The following is a 26,118-nucleotide window of genomic DNA, read 5'->3' on the forward strand; positions in this document are numbered from 1 at the left end:
AAACACGACAAGTAATGGGAGTGCGCCGACCGCCTCTTGGATATCCAAGGTGTAACCGTTAGCTAATTTCACGGTTATTTTTGTGCTCTGATTTATTCATGACAAATATTAGAAGTATGTAGTCTGATGGGGCTATTTTTGCTATGATTATGATAGGTAAGAGTGACTAGGAGGAAGTTCTGTGAGTAAACTAACATTACAACAATTGGAATCCCATTTATGGGAATCAGCCAATATATTACGAGGAAGTATTGATTCATCAGACTATAAAAATTATATCTTCGGTTTATTGTTCCTAAAGCGCTTAAATGATGTCTTTGTTGAGACGGCCAAACGTATTGAGGTTGAAGAAGGTGACGATTACGGCTGGTATGACCGTGATGAGCACCAATTCTTTGTTCCTGAACGTGCAAGATGGTCGCATGTTCAATCATTAACACAAGATATCGGTGATGCTATTAATAAGGCCTTTGAAGCATTAGAAGAGGAAAATAGCTCATTACAAGGTGTTCTAGCAAGCATTGATTTTAATGATAAGGAAAAGCTCCCCGATAAGTTATTACTTCAATTGGTTCAACACTTTACATCTATAGATTTAAGTAATGAAAATCTCTCTGAGCCTGATATGTTAGGTCGCGCCTATGAGTATCTCATTAAACAGTTTGCCGATGATGCGGGTAAAAAGGGTGGCGAGTTTTACACACCAAGTAAAGTCGTTGAACTGATCGTTAACTTAATTAAACCTGAAGAAGGGATGAGGATTTGTGATCCAACAGTCGGAAGTGGTGGAATGCTTATCCAATCTGTGGATTACATTAAATCTCAAAACGGCAATCCACGTAATCTCACCTTACACGGTCAAGAACGGAACCTTAATACTTGGGCAATCTGTAAAATGAATCTTTTACTCCACGGTTTAAGTGACCATCGTATTGAGAAAGGTGACACAATACGTGAGCCTAAGCTAACTGAAGATGGTGAACTTATTCTTTATGATCGGGTGATTGCCAATCCACCTTTTTCCCTCAGTAACTGGGGACGTGAAGAAGCTGAGAGTGATGAATATGGTCGTTTTCGTTTTGGCATCCCTCCAAAGGATAAAGGGGATCTAGCCTTTGTCCAACATATGGTTGCCACACTCAATCATATGGGCAAAGCTGGCGTTGTTATGCCCCATGGTATTCTCTTTAGAGGCGGGGCAGAAGGAAAGATCCGTCAAGGACTATTAGAAGAAGACCTCGTCGAAGCAGTTGTTGGATTACCATCAAACCTTTTCTACGGAACAGGGATTCCAGCAAGCATCATCATTCTTAACCGTAACAAGGATGAAGACAAAAAAGATAAAGTCTTCTTTATACACGGAGCTGATGACTACCAAGAAGGAAAAAATCAAAATACATTACGTGAACAAGACATTACGAAAATTGTAGATGCTTTTGATAAATGGGAAGACGTTGAAAAATATTGCCGAGCTGTGAGTCTTGATGAAATCAAGGAAAATGACTATAACCTCAATATTGCGCGGTATATTGATACAACTGAAGAAGAAGAACAAATTGACGTAGGTCAAGCCTTAAAAGAACTCCAACAACTTGAGGAAGAAAGAAATGAAATTGAGACCACTATGTACGGGTACTTGAAGGAGTTGGGGTATGGTGAGTAGTGTATTAAATTGGGAAGAAGTCCAATTGAAAGATATATCTGAATTAAAATATGGAAAGTCTCCAAAGGATATAAAAGTACAATCATCAGACTTTCCTATCTATGGTACTAGTGGTTTGAATGGATATGCGAGAAAGCCACTTTTTAATGGGCCGTTAATTTTGATTGGGCGAAAAGGGACAATTGATAAGCCGTTATATATAAAAGAAGATTGCTGGATAATTGATACAGCATTTGGTTTATTTCATAATAAGGAAAAAGTTGATTTGAAATGGTTATATTACTTTCTAGACCACTATAAACTAGAACGTCTTAATGAGGCTACAGGGGTTCCAAGTTTGAGCAAGACAAATCTGAACACTATTTCTATTTCTTTACCGACTAAAAATGAACAACATAAAATAGCAGCAATCCTTTCCTCTGTCGATGATGCTATCGAAAAAACAGAGGCCATTATTGAACAAACGGAAAAAGTAAAAAAGGGCTTAATGCAACAACTTTTGACTAAAGGGATTGGACATACTAAGTTTAAGAAAACAGAGATGGGTGAGATTCCTGTAGAGTGGGAATTGAAAAAACTGGAACAAATAGTAGATATCCTGGACGGACAAAGAAGGCCAATCAAAAAAGCAGATAGAGATTTAATTGATGGTGATATCCCATACTATGGTGCGTCAGGAATAATTGATTGGGTCAACGACTTTATATTTAATGAACCATTAATCCTTGTCGCTGAAGACGGTGAAAACTTAAGGTCTCGTTCATTACCTGTGGCTTTTAGAATTGAAGGGAAAACTTGGGTTAATAATCATGCGCATATCTTAAGACCTTCTAATATTAATATTAATTTTCTTGAAATATATTTGGAATCAATAAATTACGAGTCTTATATTACTGGTTCAGCACAACCAAAACTTAATCAAAAATCGTTAAGGAATATTCTAATAGCATATCCAAGTATAAAAGAACAACAAAAAATAGCATCAGTTATTATGTCATTCACATCAAAAATCAGTTTAGAAAGTAAGAAGTTAGAAAGACTTAAGGAAATGAAACGAGGTCTTATGCAAGTCCTTCTAACAGGTAAAGTCCGTGTCAAAGTCAATGAATCTGAGGTGACTAATACATGACCTCAACAAATGAATGGAATGAAAAAGGCTTAGTTGAAAATCGCATAATCAATCATCTTAGAGAGTTGGGCTATGAGCATATTCATGGTCCTTCTTTGGATGTGGAAAGGGATTCTCAGGGAGAGATTGTCTTAAAGGCGCGCTTAGCCAATGCCATTCAACGCTTGAATCCCTGGATTTCAGATAATAACTTAAACAAAGTCATGCGTTCAATCACTCATATGGATGCGACAAACATCATGGAGGCCAATCAGACCTTTCATGACTATTTAATCAACATGATTTCTGTTCAGCAGGATTTAGGAAAAGGGCGTAAAAGCCAAACCGTTCGCTTGCTGGATTTTGAGGATCCAACGAATAATGAATTTGTTGTTGTTGACCAATTTTCAATCACCAATGCACATGGAACCATACGTCCTGATGTGATGATTTTTATTAATGGCCTCCCATTAGTTGTTATTGAATGCAAAAGTCCAACCCTATCTCCTGATGACCAAATTGGACAAGGTGTAAAACAATTAACCCGCTATCAAAAGGACTCCGAATCCCTTTTTTATTACAATCAATTTATGATTGTTACAAGTAATGACAGAGCTAAAGCAGGAACTATTGGTGCAAAAGCGCAACATTATAGTGAATGGAAAGACCCGTATCCAAGAGCTGTCGCTGAAATAGGAGATAACCCCACGCCACAAGATATTTTAGTCACAGGGATGTTGGTTAAAGAACAGCTGCTTGATTTAATCCAAAATTTTATTGTTTATGAACCCATTGAGAATAAAGTCATTAAGAAGCTTGCTCGATATCAGCAGTTTCGTGCGGTAAGAAAAGCGGTAGATCGGATTTTACATGCGCAGGACTCACGTTATCGAGGCGGTGTTGTATGGCATACACAAGGTTCGGGAAAGTCGCTCACCATGGTGTTTTTGGCCGTGAAGCTTCGGAGAATTAAAGAATTAAAAAATCCAACCATTGTGGTCGTCACAGACCGCAAAGATTTAGATGATCAAATTTCCAATACGTTTAGACGGTGTGGATTTCCTAACCCGCAACAAGCGGAATCCGTTGCAAAGCTTAAGCAACTTTTACAACAAGGCCCAGGAACGACTGTAACCACGCTCGTTCAAAAGTTCCAAGAAGATGCGGAGACGAACGGTTACCCTGAACTCACAAAATCAGAGAATGTCTTTGTTATGGTCGATGAATCACACCGGACGCAATACAGTTCACTTGCCATGAATATGAGAACGGGAATGCCAAATGCTTGTTATTTAGGGTTTACAGGCACTCCGATTGATAAAGAGGATAAGAGCACCACGCGGACTTTTGGAACCTATATTGACAAATATACAATTGAACAAGCCGTTCAAGACGGAGCAACAGTACCCATCTTTTATGAAGCCCGGATGGTTGACTTGCATGTTCAAGGGGAAAGCTTGGATGATCTTTTTGATCGCCAATTTAGAGACTATAGTGAAGAAGACCGCGAGCGTATTAAGAAGAAGTATGCAACAGAAGAAGCCATTACCGCTTCCCCTAAACGGATCAAAAGTATTGTCCTTGATCTTATTAAGCATTATGAAGAACATATTAAGCCCAATGGATTTAAAGCACAGATTGTAGCGATCTCTCGGGAAGCTGCCGCACTTTATAAAGAGATGCTTGATGAATTAAGTGACTATGAGTCAAAAGTCATTATCTCCGGTGGGCATAATGATGAAGACAATTTAAAGGTTCACCACTTGTCAAAGGAAGAGGAAAAAGAAGTCATCAGGCGATTTAAACAACCAATGACTGAAGACGCTTTAAGTTTTTTGATTGTGTGCGATAAGCTATTGACAGGTTTTGATGCTCCTATTGAGCAGGTGATGTATTTAGATAAGCCTTTAAAAGAGCATAACTTGTTACAGGCTATCGCCAGAACAAATCGAACTTACGATAAAAAAAGCTATGGCTTGATTGTCGATTACTATGGCGTTTCGCGGTTTTTAGAGGAAGCGTTAGGTGTTTTCCACAAAGAGGATATCAAAGGAGCCCTCCATGATATCGATTCTGAGATTCCAAGATTGCAGTCCCGCCATAGGAAAGCCATGCGGTTTTTTGATTATATTAATCGCGAAGACCTTGAAGGGTGTCTCAATGTATTAGAGCCAGAGGATGTGCGCAATGAATTTGAGACTGCTTTCAAAAAGTTTGGTGAAAGCATGGATAGAGTATTACCGAGTCCGAAGGCACAGGGTTATGTGAAGGATCTCAAGCATCTTGGGAAGATCCTTAAATTAGCTAAATCACGATTCCGTGAAGACGGTGGCGCTGATATTTCTGATTGTGGTGAAAAGGTGAAACAACTCATTGAAGAACATATCTATGCGACTACGCCCTCTGTTTTACACGAGCCAATAGATATTTTATCAACTAAGTTTGAGCAGAAGTTAGAGGAACTGAAGACGCCTGAGGCAAAAGCAGCGGAGATGGAACACGCAATTAAACATGAGATACGAATAAAACTTGATGAAAATCCAGTGCTCTATACCTCCCTTAAAGAAAGACTTGAAGAACTTATCCAGCGCCGTAAAGACCGCCAATTGACGATTGAAGAGCTTTTGGAAGAGTATCGGGAAATCATGCAACAAATGCGCCAAAATGAGCAAGAAGGTCAAGCGCACGGCCTATCCAAACAGCAGTATCCTTTCTATCAACTTTTAGAAAAAGAACTTGAGGTAACCGATGAGGAAGCACTTGAAGCATTAACCGAGATCATAACAGAAATCATCCAAGAACAAGCAGTCATTGAATGGAATGAAAAAGAAGACGTTAAGCGGGAAATGAGAAAGCGAATAAAAAAGCAACTAAGAGCTAGTAAATGTCCGAGTAATAGAATCGAAAATCTAACCGCACAGCTCATGAGCTTAGCTGAAGTCCATTATAGGCATATCATCTAACAAAAAGGACGTGCAAATTAACTTGTGCGTCCTTTTTAAAGTGTCAGTAGCGGGCCGTTATTTTTCAACCACTCTTTATGCTGTTCATAATTCGGAAGCAACGTTCTTACCACTGCCCAATAGTCTTTACTATGATTCATATGTTTTAAGTGAGAGAGTTCATGAACAATCACGTAATCAATGACCGGGATTGGAGCCATCACTAACCGCCAATTTAAATAGATATTCCCTTCAGGTGTACACGTTCCCCAGCGCAGTCTTTGGTCGCGGAGCGTTATCGACAATGGCTGAACACCTAGTTTTTCTGTATACAGTGCTAATCTTTGTTTTACTTTTTCAAGACCATGTTGATTGTACCATTTTTTGAAAGCTTTTTTGAGTTTATCCTGGCGCTCTCTTTCAGATAAACTAGTAGGAACCGTTGCGATGAATTTTCCTTGATGAAAAGTGAGGTCTACTTTTGTGTGTTCTTTTTTTAAAACCTTGAGGCGGTATGCTCGACCCAAATAAGAAAACTTTTCCCCACTCACAAACTCCTTAGGTAAAGGAGTCTTTACAATATCGTAAATTTCATTATATTTATTCATGATCCACTTTGCCTTTTTATGAAGAACGGCTTCAAGCCTGTCCTTCTCAACTTCACCTGGGGCCTTCACTTCCAAGCCATTGATCCAATCCACCGATATGATGATGTCGTCTCTATCATGAAGCATTAACTCATATTCAATTTCAGTTAATCCGTATTTGAAAATAGCCATGGAAATGCTCCTTTCACTGTAGATAATTGTACCAGTAAAGGAAGAAGTTTTGAAAGTGGCTGAACAGTTTGTGTAAGGTATTTATTTAAACTAGCATGTTCTTTATATGAAAGATTTAAATACAAATACGAAATTACGTTCCTATTATTATTTTATATTTGCTATAATAATAATGTGACTAGAAGGTTTTCCAAGGGTGGTCGGCGCGCCTCTGAGAGGGGGTGATGCCTCTATGTCTGTATATCAAGCGTTGATGATCATGCTCACATTTGGGCTTGTGATCATTGCTTTGTTACAAGGCAAAGAAAAATAGACCGCCCTTGGCATAAGCGCGCGGTCTATTCCTGACACTTGTTGTGTCTGCGAATGACATGCGTCCGACCCCCTTAAAGGGGAATCGACTGTCACTGGTCGTAGGTGTTCATAGTACCTGCGACCATTATTATTATACGTAGAATATTAGTTTATATTTATATTTTACAATCTGGGGTTTGATTTTTCAAATTAAAATGACGGCTGTCATTATCAACTGTAACCTTTGTAAGAGACTTTTTAGATAATGATGGAATTACATCCTGACATCTTGAATGACGAATTGTATGTCCTTTCAATTAAATTCGATTATTAAACTGAATTTTAACGTTGAAAAAAATGGAAGGACTTCGTTGGTTAGTGTCGAAAACTTTAAATGATAACAAGTTTCTATGCTAAATCCATATCAAGTATTTAAAAGTGCTAGACATTAGTCTATGTACGATTATGAGGTTGTAACTCATGTAGCACATCCGCACACGGGACTAACATAAAGATAGCCCTTTTAATGGGAAATTATCGCTATGATGATTAGAACTAGAACTAAGATTAGAATAAATAAGTTATTTTCTTTCACTATTTTTTAACCTTTTTCAAATTGGAGATCATGTTAATATGAATCCCTCTAGTTAAACTCTTTTATGCATCAAAGGTACTGGAAAAAGGCCGAGTTTTATGTAATTAAGACTAAACTCAATAAAGGTGTGATGTAGAAATGGCAGTACGGAGCTTTAAATTAAAAATCATGGCTGGGCAGAATGAAAAACTTAGAAAAGCACTTTGGAAAACTCATGAATTACATAACTATGGCGTAGCGTATTACATGGAATGGCTATCTTTATTACGCCAGGAGGATCTTTTTGAGTTGAACGAAGAGATAACCACCCAAGACACCCCTTCAAGAACTAAAGAAAGGCTTCAAGAGGAACTATGGACCCGAGTAAGAGAAGCACAACATCGTAATGAATTTACAAGTGTGGTAAATAAGCAAGAGGTACTAGAAACTCTACGTCTTCTGTATGAACAGCTTGTACCAAGTGCTGCTGGCGAGAGTGGGGAAGCCAATCAAATCTGCAATAAATACTTATATCCGCTTACTGACGCAAATAGTCAAAGTGGGAAGGGAACTGCGAGTTCAGGTCGAAAACCAAGATGGAAAAATTTAAAAGGAGCTGGAGACCCTTCGTGGGAAGAAGAGAAGAAGAAGTGGGCAGAGCAAAGACAAAAAGATCCTAAGCTTCAGATAATGAATAGGTTAGATTCCTATGGCTTACTTCCGTTATTTCCTCTTTTTACTGATTCAGAGGATCCCTTTGTGCGTGATATAACGTGGCTTCCAAAGAGTAAGAAGCAGAGTGTAAGAAAATGGGATAAGGATATGTTTAATCAAGCAATAGAACGCTTCCTCTCATGGGAATCCTGGAATCAGAAGGTTAAGACAGAGTATGAGGAACTTGCAAGCAAATATAAGAGTCTTAAAGCCACCTTAATTCAGATGGATTCAAAAGCCTTTGATGCACTTGGTTCCTTTGAAGAAAAGCGTATAGAGGAATTGAAAAATATCACAACATTTCACAACAGTACATATTATTTAGGTACCCGAGAATTGCGTGGCTGGAAAGTCATTGTAGATAAGTGGATTCGTTTTTCTGAAAATAAAACCTTTGCTGATTATATCGAAGTCTATAAAGATTACCAAAGGAGCCATTCTCGTGAGTCTGGTGATTTTGAGGTCTATAACTTTTTAAGTCATCCTGAAAATCATTTTATATGGAGGAACAATAAGGAGTTTCCGTTTTTATACGCTAAATATAGTGAAACGAAACTCAAGTTAATGAATGCTAAAAAACAGGCGACCTTTACTCTATCTGATCCTATTGAGCACCCTTTATGGGTAAGGTTTGAAGAAAGAAGTGGCACCAATCTTAATAAATATAAAATGATTACTAGTGATGAACAAAAAGAGTCTGAGAAGCGAAAAGTCCCTCTAACGGTAGAGGTTGATCGTTTCATTGTCCCAAACGGAGAGGATGGTTACTTAGAGGAAGCTAAATATAAACTTCAATTAGCCCCCTCACGCCAATTTTATAATCAGGTTTTATTTTCAAAAGAGGACGAGGGCAAAGGTAAACATCAATTTAAATATGTAGATGAGGCAACCGGAATGGAATTGAATGGTTATTTAGGAGGCGCAAGAATTCAATTTGATCGTAACTATATACGCAGACATTCTAATCAAGTAGCAAAAGCCAATGTTGGCAAAATTTATTTCAATATGACCCTTAATATTGTTCCTTTACAGGAAATCGGAAGAACAGGACGTCTCCAGACTGCTGTTGGCAAAGCCTTATCGACTTATAATGACGACTATTTGAAAGTTGTTAACTTTAAACCAAAGGAATTAACAGAATTAATTTCCCAAAGTAAGAAGTTGCCACTCGTAAAAGGTCCTGACTCACTCAAAGTTGGATTGCGGATAATGAGTGTGGATCTGGGGCAGCGCCAGGCAGCTGCAGTAAGCTTTTTCGAGGTTTCTGATATTAAACCAGAAAATAAACTTTATTATCCTATAAAAGATACAGAGTTATTTGCTGTGCATAATCGAAGTTTGAACTTGAAACTGGCTGGGGAAAAACGAACGACAAAGAGAGAGAAGATACAAAATAAGCGAGACGAAAGAATCAGAGAGCTTAGCCGTAAACTGACTTTTCTTCGTAATATCTTAAATCTTCAACTCGTGGAGAATGTAGAAGAACGTAAAAAGAAAGTGGGACGATGGTTAGATAGGGAAGACTCTACTCAAAAGGAACTTTATGAAGAGAATCAATCCAAATTAAAAAATGTGTTATATAGTCCGCAGGATGTTTGGATCAAAACGTTGAAAGAAATTTATAGCAAGCTAGAACATAGTATAGGGAGAGAGATTCACGAATGGCGTAGCACGATTAGTGATGATCGTGAAGGCGTTTATGGTATTTCTTTAAAAAACATTGAGGAGATTGAACGCTCGCGCCGACTATTATTAAGCTGGAGTAATCGTTCCACAGAACCTGGACAACCAAAAAGACTTGAGAAGGGAAAGCGTTTTGCCATTGATCAACAGGTTCATTTGAATGATTTAAAAGATGATCGTATAAAAAAAATGGCGAACCTTCTAGTGATGACGGCACTAGGCTATAAATACCGTGGCAAACATAAACGCTGGGTCGCTGAGAGGCCGGCCTGTCAGGTGGTTTTATTCGAAGACTTATCAGAATATGGTTTTAGGGAAGAGCGCTCCAGGCAAGAGAACTCTAAGCTGATGCGCTGGTCCAGAAGGGAGATTCCTAGACAAGTTGCGCTTCAGGGTGAACTTTATGGCTTACAAGTAGGGGATATAGGTGCACAATTTTCATCAAGGTTTCATGCGAAGACGGGGGCACCTGGAATCAGATGTCATAAACTCACTGAAATGGATATGCAAAATGATTGGATGAAAAAAGACCTTATTCAAAGAGGCTTTATTAAAGAAGAGCAGATTGAATTGATCAAAGCGGGAGATTATATCCCGTCAAAAGGTGGCGAGAAGTTTGCAACTCTTTCCAGAGATCGATCTTTAATTCTTACTGATGCAGATATAAATGCTGCTCAAAATTTACAAAAACGTTTTTGGACAAGAAACCATGGTTTCTTTAGAATAAGTTGCTATGTTATCCAATCAGATGATGGTCAAATATTAGTCCCCAAGGAATATACCAAAAAACGACTTCAAGAGTTATACGGATCTAGTAAAGGCTATTTTATTATGATAGATGATAATAAAGGTGAAGTATATAAATGGGTTTCTAGGGACAAACTAAAACAAAAAGTGTCTCTAAAATCTAAGCGAACATCGGAAGAAACAGAAGCAATGAATGATATTTTTGAAATAGCTGAAGAAATCAGCGGTGAATCTATCACACTTTATCGAGATCCTAGTGGTCAAATGTTTAGAAGTGACCTATGGTATACAGGTGGGCGCTATTTCGGAACTATTGAAGGTAGAATAAAGAAGCAATTAAAGCAGCGCATCCAAGGGGGATTGAAGAGACCGATTGCAGAGGATGATGAAGAATGGGATCTATTCCTATAAGGATGTTGAATGAGGTTCAATATTGCGAACGATTATTCCATTTAATGCATGTCCAAGGTCTTTTTGAAGAAAGTTCCGATACGGTGGAAGGTTCTGCTCAACACTTAAGGGCAGAAAAACGTCTAAGGCGGGGGCAAATGGCCCCAGAAGAATTGTGGGGATCTATGCCTAAAAGCCTACGGTTAGGTGATGAACAGTTGCAGATTCATGGTGTCTTAGATTCTGTAAATTATGAAAGTGGAAAATGGGCACCTGTTGAAGCAAAGCATAGTAGTGCTCCAGACGGTACTCAAGCGTTCAATTTTGATAATTTTACGATTTGTGGTTTGGCTTGGCCAAATGATCAAATTCAATTATGTGCTCAAGGCCTTCTTATGCGCTCCAACGGATACCCGTGTGATTATGGGTATCTTTTTTATCGTGGAAATAAGAAGAAAGTTAAAATTGAGTTTACACCTGAATTGATAAAAGCGACTGAATTATGTATTGCAAAGGCTAGAAAATTAAATGCTCATCCTGAGATAGTCCCCAAGCCATTAACAGATTCAAAAAAGTGTTTTCGATGTTCACTAAATTATATTTGTCTTCCAGATGAAACCAATTATTTATTAGGTGTTTCAAATAATATTAGAAAAATTATTCCTTCAAGAGTAGATGGTGGTGTTTTATATGTATCGGAACCAGGAACTCGATTAGGTAAGTCAGGTGATGAGTTAATAATTCAATTTAAAGATGGACGAAAACAAGGGGTCCCGATTAAAGATCTTATTCACATTACTTTGATTGGAAATGTCCAATGTTCTACTCAATTACTGCAAACGCTTATGTTTGCGAATGTTACAATAAGTTATTTAACGAGTCATGGACGCTTGATAGGAGTTTCGACACCTCCTCTTACTAAAAACATATACACTCGAAGACAGCAATTTATCAAGTTTAATCACCCTGAATTCTCACTTCAACTAGCAAAGAAAATCGTATATGCAAAAATTAGGAATCAGCGGACACTTTTAAGAAGGAATGCGGGATCAAAGGTTTCTTATGCTCTAGACAGTTTAACGAGATTAAGTGAAAAGTCTTCGGAAGCTGAAACGATTGACAAGTTGAGAGGGCTTGAAGGCATGGCTGCAAAAATTTATTTTGAAAACTTTTCAACGATGTTCAAAAGCCACCTTACACACATAGATGTGATGAAAGGGAGGAATCGCCGTCCGCCTAAGGATCCTGTCAATGTTTTGCTTTCTTTAGGTTATACCCTAATGGTTCGAGACTTTCAAGCAGCTTGTGGATCCGTTGGATTTGATGCAATGCTTGGTTTTTATCATCGACCTGAAGCAGGTCGTCCAGCCTTAGTATTAGATATGATGGAACCCTTTCGCCCACTCATTGTCGATAGTATTGTTCTCCGTGCTTTAAATACTGGGGAATTAACATTAGATAACTTTTACATGGGTTCAGACAGTTGTCAGTTAAAAAAGGGTGGGAGAAACAATTATTTCGCGTTGTATGAGAGAAGAATGCATGACAAAATTACTGACCCGACTTTTGGTTATAAGATTTCTTATCGAAGAATGATTGAGCTTCATCTCAGAATGTTAGCACGTTTCATTGAGGGAGAAATAAAGGAATATATTCCACTTATGACAAGATAGGGGGAAATAATCGTGCGACAATATTATCTCGTTTCTTATGATATAGCCGATCAAAAACGCTGGCGAAAAGTATTTAAAACGATGAAAGGATTTGGTGAGCATGTTCAATATTCAGTATTTATTTGTCAACTTTCGGAACTTGAATTAGCTAAACTGAAAGCGGCACTTAATGAAATTGTACATCAAAATCAAGATCAAGTGATGTTTGTTCAATTTGGTCCGGTAACAAGTAATCAACTTCAAAAGAAAATTTCAACAGTAGGGAGAGATTATATGCCGATGGATTTAGAAAAATTAATTTTCTAATAAATTTTATAATTTAGACGCATAATCTTGACTATTAGTGGGCATCCTTTATAATAGAAGTAATAAAGCTACATCTTAATGTTGTAGCAATTGATTGTTTGTGCATCGAGTGTAGAAACACTCTAACAATCACTTTTATTACATTTTTCTTCTTTTTGTTTGGACATGCTGTCGAGCACCTCTATAGGTCAAAATGACCGGGAGGTGCTCGAAGTGTTTAAAATAACAACATCTTTTAATTGTGAGTGTGTTTTTTATGGTTATTTTTGTTGGTATTAATCATTTGAAAATAAGGATGCTCGAAATTAAATTTGAAAAAGCTTTAGTACCAAGCGGTTCGAGCGTCTGCAGTCCAAACAAAGAGAAGAAGCAGTAATAAAGGGCACGATGAACAACGAGTTGTAGGATATTCGACATGGGGAGTCCAAACAAAGAGAAGAAGCAGTAATAAAGGGCACTTTCAGTCCGGTAGTTTCAAAGGATTGCGGAAGGAGTCCAAACAAAGAGAAGAAGCAGTAATAAAGGGCACGCATCAACAAACAGGTATTTTAGTTTAACCTCCACTATTAGTCCAAACAAAGAGAAGAAGCAGTAATAAAGGGCACCTACGACCTATATTCAGCGCACGGCTAGCTTCGTGGGTCCAAACAAAGAGAAGAAGCAGTAATAAAGGGCACAACTACTTGCTAAACTTATGTTGAATAGTCTCTACGGTCCAAACAAAGAGAAGAAGCAGTAATAAAGGGCACCAGCAGTTGGCGCCAATCATCGGTAAAGTCGTTTCGTCCAAACAAAGAGAAGAAGCAGTAATAAAGGGCACTCAGTTCCCCTTCGCTTTCACAATTCCAATATACCAGTCCAAACAAAGAGAAGAAGCAGTAATAAAGGGCACGATGAACAACGAGTTGTAGGATATTCGACATGGGGAGTCCAAACAAAGAGAAGAAGCAGTAATAAAGGGCACTGTATGTTTTGTTCTCCATTGCTTTATTTTGATGAAGTCCAAACAAAGAGAAGAAGCAGTAATAAAGGGCACTCTTTTATATCGGAAACATGAACACCTGCCCCATTGGGATGTCCAAACAAAGAGAAGAAGCAGTAATAAAGGGCACCAACGTGTTTATCGCCAATTTCTACCCCTTGCATACGTCCAAACAAAGAGAAGAAGCAGTAATAAAGGGCACCATCTCTTAAATTTTTGAAGGACAATCGGGGCTGAGTCCAAACAAAGAGAAGAAGCAGTAATAAAGGGCACGGTCATATCGGAGTATGTTAGCGCACCATCAGTTTCGTCCAAACAAAGAGAAGAAGCAGTAATAAAGGGCACGACGCAGAAATAGTCGATACCAAGATCGGCTATATGGTCCAAACAAAGAGAAGAAGCAGTAATAAAGGGCACTCAATGAATTGAATGGTGGTGCTTCACAAGATACTCAGTCCAAACAAAGAGAAGAAGCAGTAATAAAGGGCACATAAGGATATAGCGAATACTGACGATAAGACCAAGGTCCAAACAAAGAGAAGAAGCAGTAATAAAGGGCACAGAGCAGACGGAATACCTTATGCAACTGATTATTATCAGTCCAAACAAAGAGAAGAAGCAGTAATAAAGGGCACATGCAAAAATACGGCATCATCAAGGACGGGGAATTGCTCTTAGTCCAAACAAAGAGAAGAAGCAGTAATAAAGGGCACAACACTATTCCAGTTAATCGTACCTCTATCGTTCTGTCCAAACAAAGAGAAGAAGCAGTAATAAAGGGCACGCGACACGGAAATACGCGCGATTGCACGCAGTCTTAACGTCCAAACAAAGAGAAGAAGCAGTAATAAGGGCATTACTAAAACAACTTAAATATTTAAAGGAAACCACGTCAGGTATTAACGATAGATTGCTCGGCGATCATTAATGAATTAGAAGCCTTAGATAAAGACAGTATGGCTAGTTATTTACATGGTTTTAAAAAGGCTGAACTCGTTGCCATCGGTCAATCTATTCAAATTGAACTTAAAATGAGAGCCACTAAAAAAGAATTAATTGAAAACATCCTTCATCACTTTAACTATATCCGATTAAACGAACAAATCGCCAATCGGAATAAGTCAAAGAAAATATGAGAGGTTAATGGGTTGATGAAGGGGAGTCAGAAACTTCCGACTCCCATTAAAGAAACCATTACTCGAAAGGCTACTAGACTCACATAATCTTAAGCACATTATTCCTCTATATCGAATGCAAGTTCTTTTTCTGTGGAACAATATTTTGGGTGGTGACAGGTACTCTTCCTTTGGTAGAAAAAAAGAAATACCATGTATGGTGATAAAGTGCCTTTGCAGTTTTTATTTAAACTAGGTAAAGAATTACTAGAGCTCAATGCAATGGAATTGGACCCGGGGACTTCAACATTTTTTTAAAATATAGATATTGATACTTCAAATTCATGTTCGATGATGAATGATCGAGGATTGGGAGGATAATACCCTCCAAGGCAGTGGAATAAAAGGTTTTTTCTCACCCTATCAAGCAACATACTTTATAATTGAAAGAACATCGAAGGGGACATTAAGGTTTCTGATGGTTCTGCGACATCTTCTTCCCCTATAGAAGATTCAATCGTTGATAAAGACCGACGTGAAACGGTGCTACAAGCCATGAAAGGTTTCAATCAAGAGTCAAAAACCTGGTTTCAATGGTACCAGATGGCTCAACAATTCACTGTAGTTGCGAAGGATGATCGTTTAATGTCGCTTCCTTACATTCGAGAAGCAATACCTTTTGAATACCAAATAAAAACAGTTAAAGCAGTCATTCATCGTTTTAAAGGACGCGCATTACTTTGTGATGAGGTAGGGCTAGGTAAGACGGTAGAGGAAGAAATTGCAGCACCTAAACTTGGAAGTTTGTGGATGGGATTAATAACAAATATATCTTTTTATTAACAGCGACTCCTGTTCAAAATCATCTGGAAGAGCTTTATAATCTCATTACTTTACTTAAGCCAGGCGATTATAACTAAGCGGAAGTCCTTATAAGGACAATTTTAGCTTTGCCATTTAGGCTGAACAACAATTAAGGGCTTCGTGAATGAATAGATTAAAGCTATCCATTATACTGTGATGATTAGGATGCAAATAATTCTGCAAGAGAGAAGGAAAATATATGCTATTTTATGCTATTGCAATCCTAGTTATTGTGATGGACCAGGTTTCTAAATATCTCATTCGTACCTACATTGACATTAATGAATCCTTTACATTATGGGGAATACAACTTACACATATCGAGAATAGAGGCATGGCAGGAAGTTTATTTCAAGGCTATGCACGGATCTTCGGCGTTGTGGCTATACTGTTCGTCATCGGTGTTTTATATTTTCGCAGAACCAGAGAAACGAAGGGTGCTCTTATCGATAGTAGTTTGGGATTCCTAGTCGGAGGAGCAATTGGAAATGGCGTTGATAGACTTTTGTTTGGACAGGTGACAGATTTTATCGTGCGCTCTGGTGGAATTCTTAACCTGGCCGACCATGCCATTGAGATGGGGGGGCTATTGCTTATTATTTATGGCATCGTTACCTGGTTGAGTAAAAGGAATCAGAGCCTCTAGAAAAGTACATAAAAATGCATTAGAAATATCTCAAGACGAGTAAGGTATTTTCATAAAAATAGGGTAATGTCATTAGAGTCTTTGCTTTCTGTTGACGTTAATTCCTAATGGAAACAAGTAGCCCCTCATCTTTTAAAGTGAAGGGGATTTTAGGTTTTTTATAAAATTTTTTAACTATCACCAGATTTTATAACTTGTTAGCTTAGGCGTGGAGACTCAAAAAAATCGTAAGCACCACGATTTTTTCTGAGAAGATTATTCTCCTAGTCGCTTTCCTTAGTCCAAAGGGAACAGCAACCAGCGTTACTTCTCGAATACACTTCGAGTTGTTCTGAGAAAGCTGACGACGAAGCGGTACGAGTAGACGCAGGAACAAGGGATTTTTATTCATAAATACTTGGGAAACCAAATTATCCATTCCCAAGTTGGCTGAGACCGTGCCTGTGGAAAGCGAAGTATTTTGACGGAGCGATTTGCCTTATGCCTAAGAATAAAGAAAAATACTTCTGTCCCAACCTCCCCGTCTGCATGCGATCTAAGGTAAGCGATAGTAAACTTAACATCTTTCTACGAATAGTCCGAGTTAAACTTTGAGAGTCAAGGAATCAGTGAGAAAACAGGCTGCTTTCCCGATCGCTCCTCTTCTATACCTCTCTAAACAGTTCCCATCAAGAAAATTATGTCTTGATAGGGCCTAAACAACGTTTATTCCATTTTCATCCAGACATTTTCTTGAAACGTAAAGGCGCTTTTTACCGTATATATAATACAGAAGTATTGTCGGGATTCCCCATTAAAACACAATGATTTGATGATTTTCACATGATTATACACCGCGCTTTAATAAAACAGTATAATGGAGTTATAATCTCAATTCGTTAGTGAAACACGGATTTTTGAGTGATAACGAAAATGTAATTTTGACCACATTTGTTGGTTGGATAACAAAAAATGTAAGTGCACAACAAAAGTCAGCACTAGTCAGGGACTGCAAGGGCAACCCTATCAGTCTTTTCAAATATTCATTAGCGTCAACACTTTTCTTATGTTACTAAGATCTAAAATTGATCTATTCATATTTCAATATAAGACGAAAGCAAAGGGGGCTGGGATATGGGGATTTTATCAAGATTTAAAACGATTATGTCGAGCCATATCAGTGATGTTTTAAATAAGTCCGACAATCCGGAGAAGATCATCGAGGACACTTTAAGAACGCTTAATCTTGACTTAGGGAAGGTTAAAGCAGAGACGGTCGCGTTAATGGAAGAAGAAAAGCGAATAAAAAGGGCATTAAACGAGTGCCGAAGTAATATAGAAAAAATGGAACGTTACGCGATGAAGGCAATCGAAGCGGGCGATGAAAACGATGCGCGAGCCTATTTAGAGAAGAAGGCCGCGTTTGCCTCAGAGCAATCCGAATGGGAAACCTCTTACCAGCAGGTAGCCTCGGAGGCTGCTCAAATGAAACAATTGCTGGAAAAACTGACCGCTGATATCGGTGAACTCGAAGCTCGTAGCCAGGCGTTAAAAATGAAAATGACTTCGTCCGAAACACAGAAAAAGGTCGCGGGCTCTAGCGCGACATTTGGGCAAATGGAAGACAAGGTTGACCGCGCGTTATTTGAAGCGGAAGCCTTGGCGGAATTGCGCAGCAATCCGCTAGATGAGCTAGAAGATCCTGCAGAACCTGCTAAAACTCATAAAGAAACAGATGTCGACGCCGATCTCGAGGCGCTTAAAGAAAGCATGAAGAAAAACTAGCGGTTTATAAGTCTATGAAATGAGGGGGACAGAGGATGATCCTTTATTACAAATGCCCGAGTTGTGGCAGTGATATGACCTTTGATCCGAAATCAGGGGAGTTAACCTGTGATAGCTGTGGTAGGGTTGAAAACATTGAAACCTACCCTGAGGAGTTAAAGCAAGCCGAGTTTTCTCCAGAAGAGACGAAGGAGTACCAATGTGAGAACTGTGGTGCTGTTCTCATTACGACGGCCGATACGGTCGCGACCCACTGTAGCTTTTGTGGGGCGGGAGTTGTCATTGGTGATCGCGTATCAGGCCACTTGGCACCGAAAAAAGTGATTCCCTTTACAATTACTAAGGATGAGGCTGCTGCGGCTTTTAAGAAATGGTGTCGAAAAGGGCTGTTGACTCCGAAGGGTTTTATGTCAGCGGATCGCATTCAGAGCATTACGGGCATGTATATTCCTTTTTGGTTATTTGATTTAAATAGTAAAGTTCAGGTGCGAGCCATTTGTACGAGAGAGCATACATATGAAGAGGGAGATTATATTTGCACGGAAACAGAGTATTATGAGGCCTTCCGTGATATCAATTTGAATTATATGAAGATCCCCGTTGATGCTTCTGAGAAAATGGACGATGGTCTAATGGATAAATTGGAGCCCTTTTCCTATGATCAATTAAAAGAGTTTAAAACGCCCTATCTTGTAGGATATCTGGCAGAAAAATATAATTATACGGATGAGGATCTGGAGCCGCGTGTGAAGGATAAAATCAGTGGCTATATCGAATCTTATATCCGTTCGACTTTCAGAGGCTACCATTCGGTCGATTATAAGCAGAAGCATGTTGATACAAAGAATGTGAATAGCTTCTACGTACTGTTGCCGGTATGGATGGTGAACTATGATTACAATAAAAAGGTGTACACCTTTGCCATGAATGGTGAGACGGGAAAGGTCGTTGGTTTTCCGCCGTTAAGCAAAGGGAAAATGACAGCCTGGTTTGGCGGGATCGCCGCTGGTGCTCTGCTCGCTTTTAAATGTGTCTCCTTAATCATGGGAGGTGGTTTTTGGTGATCAATAAACGAAGCTTGTTTTTACTGCTCATCACCTTTTTTATCGTCGTCTCTTTTGGGAGCTTTGCACAAGCCGCTTCAAAGCATGAAGTGATTTATGACGGAGCACATCTCTTAAAGGATAATGAGAAAGCGAAACTAGAATCCTTATCTAGTAAACTAGGCAAAGACAGAAAGACAGATTTTCTGATCATAACGGTGAACGGTACCGATGGAAAAACACTCGAGGATTACGTTGAAGATTTTTATGATAAGGAAGCTCCTGGTTACGATAAAAAGCATGGCAATACGGCGATTCTCGCCATTGATATGAAAGATCGAGATGTCTATTTAGCCGGCTTTGAAAAGGCAGAGGACTATTTGGATAGTGACCGGATGAACCAAATTCGTGAGGCGATTACGCCAGCACTTTCCGATGGCGATTATTACAAGGCATTTTCGGACTTCATACAAAAGGCTCATGACTATATGGGGTATAAACCGGGCGTGAATCCAAATAGTATTCTGTTTAAATGGTGGTTCCAAATCGCGGCGTCCCTCTTTATAGCGCTCATCGTTGTCGGTTTGATGGCCTATCGTTCTGGCGGAAGAGTGACGGTCAATGCCCGGACGTATTTAGATAATCAACACTCTGGCGTTGTCAGTGATTATGATAATTTTCTAAGAAGAACGGTGACAAGAAGAAGAAAGCCGTCCAATAATTCTAAAGATGGCGGTGGCGGCGGTGTGACTCCAGGCGGTCACTCGCATAGCGGATCAAGCGGAAAATTTTAATGGTAAAGTTCTAAAAAGGAGAGATGCTAGGTGGGTTTTTTTAGAGACCAATTCGCGAATGTCGTCGAATGGCAAGAATTTAGAGATGATATGATTTTTTATAAATGGAACAATGATGAAATTAAAAAAGGGAGTAAATTGATTATTCGTCCCGGTCAAGACGCGATATTTTTGAACAACGGGAAAATCGAAGGGGTCTTTCGTGAGGATGGGGAGTATGATATTGTTTCTGAAATTGTTCCTTTTCTGTCCACGTTAAAAGGCTTTAAGTTTGGTTTTAATAGCGGCATGCGCGTTGAAGTGCTGTTTGTGAATACGAAGGAATTCACCGTCAAATGGGGAACAAAGAGCGCGATTAATATTCCGGCGCCAGGAATGCCAGGAGGGATGCCGATCAGAGCGAACGGTACCTTTAACTTTAAAGTCGATGATTATGTGGCTTTAATTGACCAAATTGCCGGTGTAAAGGATCGATACTTAGTTGATGATGTTAAAATACGTATCACTTCGGTCTTAGATCAGCTCTTGATGAAATGGATTACCCAAGAGGGGAAGGATATGTTTAATCTTCAAGCCAATGCCTCCGACATTTCTAGAGGCATTCAAGAGGATTTAGACATGCAAATGATCAAGAGTGGGATCACTATCACCGGGTTTAATGTGATGAGCTTTAATTATCCTAAAGAGATTCAAGATATGATTACTAAAAATGCTTCCTACGGTATGGTCGGCAATATGGATAAGTACCAGCAAATCTCAATCACCGATGGTATGGCGTCTGGAAAGATGAGTGGATCAGGCATCACCTCAGATATGGTTGAGATGATGATGGGGATGAACGTGGCGAACAAAATGATGAATAATATTAACCCACCATCACAAAATCAAAGTCAGCCGGCGCCGAATCAAAACACAGAGCCAGCACCTAATGGCAATGGTCAGCAGCGGCCAAACTTTTGTCCGAACTGTGGAGCGAAAACCGGGCAGGCCAATTTCTGCTCGAACTGCGGTCAGAAACTCGTATAAATAAATAGGAAGACAGAAACTCTCCTTTGCAGGTCTTTACTAGACTTGAAGGAGAGTTTTTTGTGAAACGTCAGCATCTATAAGCTGAATGCATATTGGCGCCCTCTTTTGTTAGATAAATATAATTTTGGATACAGATGGATAAAGAATCACCAATTACTTTCAAAACCTTTGGATGGTGAAGTTACCATATGATATAATATTTGACAATAAGAACGTTCCAAAAAATATGGAAACCAGAAAACTTAGGTTGTACTTCACTGTTGCGCCAAGTACAACCAGATGTTCAGGTACATGGTTTCAGACATCAAAGTTTTCGCTAAGTTTAACGGCAAAAGCTCTAGTTTGCTTATAGGCTCTTCCACAAAGGTATAATATATGATGTATGATGTTATAAAAAAGCAGTTCCATTTCTCTATAAAACTATCTTTAAGCTGAACTATTGGGGGGAACTTTATGGCTCCGACGATCATTGATGTCGCAAAATTAGCAAAAACATCAAAAAGCACGGTTTCTAGATATTTAAATGGGAAACCAGTGAAAAAAGAAACAGAAGAAGCTTTGAAGAAAGCCATTAAAGAATTGAATTATCATCCCAATATGAATGCGAGACGGTTAGTGCTGAATCGAACACAAGTTATTGGGATTGTTGTCGATGACATTTCAAATAGTTTTTATTCGGGCATCTTAAAAGGTATCACTGAGGTTTCTAATAAAAATGGCTTTGATTGTGTCTTTTACTCCTGGATGTCTAACCATAAAGGTGAGAGGGATTTTATCAATCTCCTCTATGAGGAACAGGTGGATGGGCTGATTTTCTTGAACTTTTCAAAACGGGAAAAAGAAGTCGTTGAAGAGATGAAAAATACGGCATTTGCTGTCGTCCTAATTGGTGATGATGCTGGCATCCAGGATGTAAGCTCTATTGATGTGGATAATTTTAGTGGCGTGGGTGATGTCGTGCGCTATCTCCACAGAATTGGCCATCGACAGCTTGCTTATATTACTGGTCCTGAATCAGCAGGTGCGACCCAAGAGAGAACCAATGGGTTTGAAAAGACGATAAGAGAACTGGGGTTGGCGTTTAACCCTGAATTAATGGTGTCTTCGGACTGGTCCAACCAAGGGGGCTATCAGGCGATGAAGCAATTGCTGGAAGTCGGCGGCTTTACGGCTGTTGTGGCTTCTAATGACCAGACGGCATTAGGCGCGATCGGTGCAGCGCATGAGCAAGGCTATAGTATCCCCAAGGATTTTTCGATTGTCGGTTTTGATGATATTGAAATTTCAAAATGGATTTATCCCTCCTTAACGACGGTGAGGCAACCTTTTGTTGACATCGGAATAAAGGCTGCCGAGGTTCTCTTTGAGAAGATAAAAGGAACTAAGAAGCAAGCCAATTCACGCATACTCTTAAAACCCAACTTGGTGATTCGCAATTCTTGCCTCAATCTATAAACCTTAGGATGCGTGCGGATAGAGGTTAAATCTGTTGGTACAATTCTATTTTTCTATTTAAAAGTTTATTGACTTTTAGAATTGTTCGTCTATAATGAAGTTAAATTAGTTTTGGGAACGTTCCTAAAATAATAGCATCATTTAGATGTTTAAAACCCGTCTTAGAAACGGGTTTCATTACTCATTAAAATGTAAACGCCATCATTGTGGTGTTTAGTGTGAACATCAGTTTAAAGAAAAGTGGGAACGCTCCTATATTACTTATTTTATTAGGAGGTGGAGGGGTTTGAGAAAAACAAAAAGGATAAAGAGTCTTAAAAAATCACGTTTTGGCTATTTCTTTATAGCACCCTATTTTATCGTCTTTCTAATCTTTGGTCTGTATCCGATTATCTATTCCTTTTATACAAGCTTTTCAAAATGGGATGGATTTTCACCACCTGTCTTTATCGGTTTAGACAATTATCAGCGATTGTTTACTAATCTAGAATTTTACCATTCTATCCTTAATACCTTGATTATTTGGATTGTCTCGATTGTTCCAGAATTAATTATTGCTTTACTGCTCGCCCTCATTCTCAATGAAAGGTTTGTGAAGGGTAAACATGTCTTCCGAGCGGTATTTTATTTTCCCAATATCGTGACAGCGATAACGATTGGGGTATTGGTCAATCTCATGTTTGACTGGCAAACAGGGAGTATAAACAAACTGTTAATGGCCTTGCACATTACCGACCATCCGATTAACTGGTTCGGGCATTCGTTCTTAGCGCAAATCATTATTTCGGCTGTCATGTGCTGGCAATGGTTTGGCGTCAATATGCTCATTTTTACAGCTGGGCTGCAGTCCATTCCGAGAACACTTTACGAGGCAGCTGAGGTTGATGGGGCTAATCGTTTTCAAATTACAATGAATATTACCTTACCACTATTAAAACCCGTTATTCTCTTCACAGTCATTACATCTATCATTGGCGGTATGCAAATATTTGAAGTTCCTTTAGTCGCGGGAAATGCTTCAGGGGATTCTACACAAACGATGATGGTTTACTTATATAACACGGCTTTTACACGTTTTCAATATGGTTATGCATCAAGTATCTCTTATGGCATGTTTATTATTATTCTCATCTTCTCGATCATTTCATTACTTGTGTCGCGGAGCAGGAAGAAAAATACGCAAAGTGTATAGGGGGGTGTGGTCGTGCAACTCAATTCACAAGTAAAAAACAAAACGAAAGAGCAAATATCTGAAAACTACCGGTTAAAGAGGATGCTTGTTCGGGGCTTGATCTACTTGATCTTAATCGTAGGAGCAGCCATCTGCCTTCTCCCTTTTTACAGCATGATTATTTCCTCAACGCATTCGAATACGGATATTTCCAATAAGTTTCTACTCCTTCCCGGGGATCAATTTATCGAGAATTATAAAAGGTTGATCAAGATTGTACCGATTTGGAGAGGATTTCTCAATAGCGTGTTCCTCACTGTCGTTGGGACATCGGTGACCTTATATTTTTCAGCGATGACCGCCTATGGCTTTTCAAAATATGACTTTAAGTACTCAAAAGTTCTCTTTAGCTGTGTCTTAGCCACTTTAATGATTCCTGGAGAATTGAGTATTATTGGCTTTTTTAGATTGATGGGTAACTTTCATATGTTAAATACGTATTGGCCATTGATTTTACCGGGGATTGCCAATGCCTTCGGGACCTTTTTTCTTAAACAAAATTGTGATCAGGCTGTCTCTAGTGAAATTATTGAGTCCGCGCGGATGGATGGCTGTGGTGAACTGAAAGCCTTTCACCGCTTAGTTCTTCCCTTACTGAAACCGGCGTTAGCCACCTTTGGGATTTTAGCCTTCATCGGACAGTGGAATAGCTTTATGTTACCTGTGATTACACTCTTTGATAATAACCTGCAGCCACTCCCCGTTATGGTTGCGATGACAAGGGGACAGTTTGGTACCGATTACGGTGCGCAATATGTGGGAATTGTCATATCCATAGTTCCGATCATGCTCTTGTTCGCCTTCTTATCACGAAAAATCATGGATGGTGTTTCAGCTGGGGCACTGAAGGAATAGGACTTTATTTAGAAAAAAGTTAAGCGAATGTCAAGAAAGTGGGAACGTTCCAATTTTAAAAATATGGAGGATGATGAAGTGATGAAACGAAAAGGTCTATCTCTTTTTGCTTTACTTTTAGTCATTTGTCTTGGACTCTCAGGGTGTTCTAGTTCTGGTTCGCAATCGACTTCCTCTGATGGCTCGGGAAAAAAGCAAACCTTAGTGGTCTGGACGTTTTTTGATCAGGTTAAGCTCTTGGCAAAGCAATTTGAAAAATCACATCCTAATGTGGATGTCCAGGTCAAGGTTTTCCCTGGTGATCAATATAAAACTAAGCTTCAAACGGCTTTACAAACAAAGACCAATGTTCCTGATGTCTTTGATTTGGAAAGAGGGTATATTAGCTCATTCATTAACACACCTTTTGTCGCTGATTTATCTGATATGGGTGGCGATAAATTGGTAAAAGATATGGTGCCTTATGTCGCCGATTTGGGTAAGGATGATGATGGTCATGTTAAAGCAGTTGCGGATTCTTCCTCTCCCATAGGGCTCTGGTATCATCGTAAGGCAGCGAAAAAATGGCTCGGCACAGATGATCCTGACAAAATTTCGGCTATGATCAACAGCTGGGATAAAATCATTACTCTCGGTAAAAAAGTGTATAAAGAGAGTAATGGCAAGGTCCATTTACTAGATTCCACCGGAAGCATTTACGATATGGAAAAATATCAAATGCAGCCATGGGTTAAAAACAATGTCTTTCAAATTGATTCAAAATGGAACGACGTGTTGAACACGATGCGGACTGTTCGTCAAGAGAATGTGGATGCCAAGCTAGCAGGTTCCTCTCCAGGTTGGGGGTCGGCATTGAACAACTATGATCCGGCTGGAAAGGCGATTATGTTCGGTGTTCCTTCGTGGGCAACGATGGATGTCGATACGAAAGATGGAAAGGCTGATGGGCAGTTTGGCGTAGCAAAAGCCCCCGTCGGTTCCTATGATGGTGGGACGTATCGGGCGATCTATGCGAATACCTCTAAGAAGAAGTTAGCATATGAATTTGTCCAATTCGATGCCAGTGAAAAATGGCAAAATTATAACTTAAAAAATACCGGAAATATGCCTTCACTTCTCTCGGTCTATGATCAAAACGCCGACAGTTATACACCACCGATGTACGGTGACCAAAAAGTGTTAAACATGTATAAGGATATTTCTGAACAAATTCCAGCTGCTCCTGCAGGGAAGTATACGGCGGATATTAATTCCACTTTTGGCGGCATTGTAACCGACATGCTGAATAAAGGGAAGTCCAACCAATGGGCATTTGATCAATTAAAAGAAAAGGTAAAGGAATCTTATCCCGAATTTAAATTCAAGTAATGTCATTTGAATGACAGTTGAAAAGGCTAATCCCAAATTGGGGTTCGCCTTTCACCCTTTTATAGTGCATGACGAAAGTGAGGTAAAGCATGAATACCG

At 39.1% G+C, this 26,118-nt stretch carries 19 protein-coding genes, 1 pseudogene and 1 CRISPR repeat array; of the genes and pseudogenes, 19 read left to right on the plus strand and 1 reads right to left on the minus strand.

Translation table 11 applies throughout. The features are described from left to right. The first annotated feature begins 181 nt into the window (after positions 1-181). Genes IEV91_RS00190 through IEV91_RS00200 form a run of 3 tightly spaced genes read left to right on the plus strand, consistent with a single transcriptional unit; the run spans position 182 to position 5,734 of the window. Complete coding sequence (locus tag IEV91_RS00190) at positions 182-1,663, plus strand: type I restriction-modification system subunit M (RefSeq protein WP_188494866.1); 1,482 nt, start codon at positions 182-184, stop codon at positions 1,661-1,663. Then, a complete protein-coding gene (locus IEV91_RS00195; protein WP_188494868.1) occupies positions 1,653-2,792 on the plus strand; it encodes a restriction endonuclease subunit S in 1,140 nt (379 codons plus the stop codon). Before IEV91_RS00190 ends, IEV91_RS00195 begins: the two co-directional genes overlap by 11 nt. After that, entirely contained in the window at positions 2,789-5,734 is a 2,946-nt protein-coding gene (locus IEV91_RS00200) for a type I restriction endonuclease subunit R (RefSeq protein WP_188494870.1), read from the plus strand. Before IEV91_RS00195 ends, IEV91_RS00200 begins: the two co-directional genes overlap by 4 nt. Positions 5,735-5,769: 35 nt before the next feature. On the opposite strand, the gene IEV91_RS00205 is transcribed toward IEV91_RS00200, so the two are convergent. After that, positions 5,770-6,492, minus strand: coding sequence for a M48 family metallopeptidase (locus IEV91_RS00205; protein WP_188494872.1), 723 nt, complete (start codon positions 6,490-6,492; stop codon positions 5,770-5,772). Positions 6,493-6,724: 232 nt separating this feature from the next. Between IEV91_RS00205 and IEV91_RS22025 the strand changes: the two genes are divergently transcribed. The 16 genes and pseudogenes from IEV91_RS22025 to IEV91_RS00275 all read left to right on the plus strand — a co-directional run bounded on the left by IEV91_RS22025 (position 6,725) and on the right by IEV91_RS00275 (position 26,019). Next, a complete protein-coding gene (locus tag IEV91_RS22025) occupies positions 6,725-6,805 on the plus strand; it encodes a putative holin-like toxin (protein ID WP_373284384.1) in 81 nt (26 codons plus the stop codon). Between the two features lie 714 nt (positions 6,806-7,519). After that, positions 7,520-10,915, plus strand: a complete 3,396-nt coding sequence (cas12b, locus tag IEV91_RS00210) for a type V CRISPR-associated protein Cas12b (RefSeq protein WP_188494874.1) — start codon at positions 7,520-7,522, stop codon at positions 10,913-10,915. Beyond that, positions 10,897-12,567, plus strand: a complete 1,671-nt coding sequence (gene cas4g/cas1g / locus IEV91_RS00215; protein ID WP_188494876.1) for a CRISPR-associated endonuclease Cas4g/Cas1g — start codon at positions 10,897-10,899, stop codon at positions 12,565-12,567. Before cas12b ends, cas4g/cas1g begins: the two co-directional genes overlap by 19 nt. A gap of 12 nt (positions 12,568-12,579) precedes the next feature. Next, positions 12,580-12,873 (plus strand): CRISPR-associated endonuclease Cas2, encoded by a 294-nt coding sequence (gene cas2 / locus IEV91_RS00220; RefSeq protein ID WP_188494878.1) that lies wholly within the window; start codon positions 12,580-12,582, stop codon positions 12,871-12,873. A gap of 350 nt (positions 12,874-13,223) precedes the next feature. Continuing rightward, a CRISPR array of direct repeats spans positions 13,224-14,713; the repeat unit is 36 nt; unit sequence GTCCAAACAAAGAGAAGAAGCAGTAATAAAGGGCAC. Positions 14,714-14,811: 98 nt separating this feature from the next. Beyond that, the gene (locus tag IEV91_RS00225) at positions 14,812-14,991 is read left to right on the plus strand and encodes a hypothetical protein (RefSeq protein ID WP_188494880.1); all 180 of its coding nucleotides are present in this window, start codon (positions 14,812-14,814) and stop codon (positions 14,989-14,991) included. A 534-nt stretch (positions 14,992-15,525) separates the two neighbouring features. Further along, positions 15,526-15,813: a hypothetical protein gene (locus tag IEV91_RS00230; RefSeq protein WP_229745316.1), complete on the plus strand. Its 288-nt coding sequence runs from the start codon at positions 15,526-15,528 to the stop codon at positions 15,811-15,813. Then, a pseudogene (locus IEV91_RS21550) lies at positions 15,795-15,878 on the plus strand (hypothetical protein); the annotation flags it as partial. The gene IEV91_RS00230 and the pseudogene IEV91_RS21550, both read left to right, overlap by 19 nt. A 155-nt stretch (positions 15,879-16,033) precedes the next feature. Continuing rightward, the gene (gene lspA, locus IEV91_RS00235; RefSeq protein ID WP_188494882.1) at positions 16,034-16,480 is read left to right on the plus strand and encodes a signal peptidase II; all 447 of its coding nucleotides are present in this window, start codon (positions 16,034-16,036) and stop codon (positions 16,478-16,480) included. Between the two features lie 1,113 nt (positions 16,481-17,593). Further along, complete coding sequence (locus tag IEV91_RS00240) at positions 17,594-18,244, plus strand: PspA/IM30 family protein (protein WP_188494884.1); 651 nt, start codon at positions 17,594-17,596, stop codon at positions 18,242-18,244. Between the two features lie 35 nt (positions 18,245-18,279). Beyond that, positions 18,280-19,308 carry a TFIIB-type zinc ribbon-containing protein gene (locus tag IEV91_RS00245; protein ID WP_188494886.1) on the plus strand — a complete coding sequence of 343 codons (1,029 nt, stop codon included), beginning with the start codon at positions 18,280-18,282 and terminating at the stop codon, positions 19,306-19,308. Beyond that, positions 19,305-20,081, plus strand: a complete 777-nt coding sequence (locus IEV91_RS00250) for a TPM domain-containing protein (protein WP_229745321.1) — start codon at positions 19,305-19,307, stop codon at positions 20,079-20,081. The genes IEV91_RS00245 and IEV91_RS00250 overlap by 4 nt, the downstream gene beginning before the upstream one ends. Positions 20,082-20,111: 30 nt before the next feature. Next, the gene (locus tag IEV91_RS00255; RefSeq protein ID WP_188494890.1) at positions 20,112-21,107 is read left to right on the plus strand and encodes an SPFH domain-containing protein; all 996 of its coding nucleotides are present in this window, start codon (positions 20,112-20,114) and stop codon (positions 21,105-21,107) included. 456 nt (positions 21,108-21,563) lie between these two features. After that, positions 21,564-22,565 carry a LacI family DNA-binding transcriptional regulator gene (locus IEV91_RS00260; RefSeq protein WP_188494892.1) on the plus strand — a complete coding sequence of 334 codons (1,002 nt, stop codon included), beginning with the start codon at positions 21,564-21,566 and terminating at the stop codon, positions 22,563-22,565. Positions 22,566-22,851: 286 nt separating this feature from the next. Further along, positions 22,852-23,757 carry a carbohydrate ABC transporter permease gene (locus IEV91_RS00265; RefSeq protein WP_229745322.1) on the plus strand — a complete coding sequence of 302 codons (906 nt, stop codon included), beginning with the start codon at positions 22,852-22,854 and terminating at the stop codon, positions 23,755-23,757. A gap of 12 nt (positions 23,758-23,769) precedes the next feature. After that, positions 23,770-24,651, plus strand: a complete 882-nt coding sequence (locus tag IEV91_RS00270) for a carbohydrate ABC transporter permease (RefSeq protein WP_204871235.1) — start codon at positions 23,770-23,772, stop codon at positions 24,649-24,651. Positions 24,652-24,732: 81 nt separating this feature from the next. Continuing rightward, the gene (locus tag IEV91_RS00275) at positions 24,733-26,019 is read left to right on the plus strand and encodes an ABC transporter substrate-binding protein (protein WP_229745350.1); all 1,287 of its coding nucleotides are present in this window, start codon (positions 24,733-24,735) and stop codon (positions 26,017-26,019) included. Positions 26,020-26,118 lie beyond the last annotated feature (99 nt).

This window comes from Pullulanibacillus pueri (genome assembly GCF_014639255.1).
Lineage (GTDB): Bacteria > Bacillota > Bacilli > Bacillales > Sporolactobacillaceae > Pullulanibacillus > Pullulanibacillus pueri.

What these genes read in the sequence shown, in the direction of transcription:
- IEV91_RS00195 (WP_188494868.1), top strand. Translation starts at nt 1,653, where the DNA reads ATGGTGAGTAGTGTATTAAATTGGGAAGAAGTCCAATTGAAAGATATA.
- IEV91_RS00200 (WP_188494870.1), top strand. Translation starts at nt 2,789, where the DNA reads ATGACCTCAACAAATGAATGGAATGAAAAAGGCTTAGTTGAAAATCGC.
- IEV91_RS00205 (WP_188494872.1), bottom strand. Translation starts at nt 6,492, where the DNA reads ATGGCTATTTTCAAATACGGATTAACTGAAATTGAATATGAGTTAATG.
- IEV91_RS22025 (WP_373284384.1), top strand. Translation starts at nt 6,725, where the DNA reads ATGTCTGTATATCAAGCGTTGATGATCATGCTCACATTTGGGCTTGTG.
- cas12b (WP_188494874.1), top strand. Translation starts at nt 7,520, where the DNA reads ATGGCAGTACGGAGCTTTAAATTAAAAATCATGGCTGGGCAGAATGAA.
- cas4g/cas1g (WP_188494876.1), top strand. Translation starts at nt 10,897, where the DNA reads ATGGGATCTATTCCTATAAGGATGTTGAATGAGGTTCAATATTGCGAA.
- IEV91_RS00225 (WP_188494880.1), top strand. Translation starts at nt 14,812, where the DNA reads ATGGCTAGTTATTTACATGGTTTTAAAAAGGCTGAACTCGTTGCCATC.
- IEV91_RS00230 (WP_229745316.1), top strand. Translation starts at nt 15,526, where the DNA reads ATGAAAGGTTTCAATCAAGAGTCAAAAACCTGGTTTCAATGGTACCAG.
- lspA (WP_188494882.1), top strand. Translation starts at nt 16,034, where the DNA reads ATGCTATTTTATGCTATTGCAATCCTAGTTATTGTGATGGACCAGGTT.
- IEV91_RS00240 (WP_188494884.1), top strand. Translation starts at nt 17,594, where the DNA reads ATGGGGATTTTATCAAGATTTAAAACGATTATGTCGAGCCATATCAGT.
- IEV91_RS00245 (WP_188494886.1), top strand. Translation starts at nt 18,280, where the DNA reads ATGATCCTTTATTACAAATGCCCGAGTTGTGGCAGTGATATGACCTTT.
- IEV91_RS00260 (WP_188494892.1), top strand. Translation starts at nt 21,564, where the DNA reads ATGGCTCCGACGATCATTGATGTCGCAAAATTAGCAAAAACATCAAAA.
- IEV91_RS00275 (WP_229745350.1), top strand. Translation starts at nt 24,733, where the DNA reads ATGAAACGAAAAGGTCTATCTCTTTTTGCTTTACTTTTAGTCATTTGT.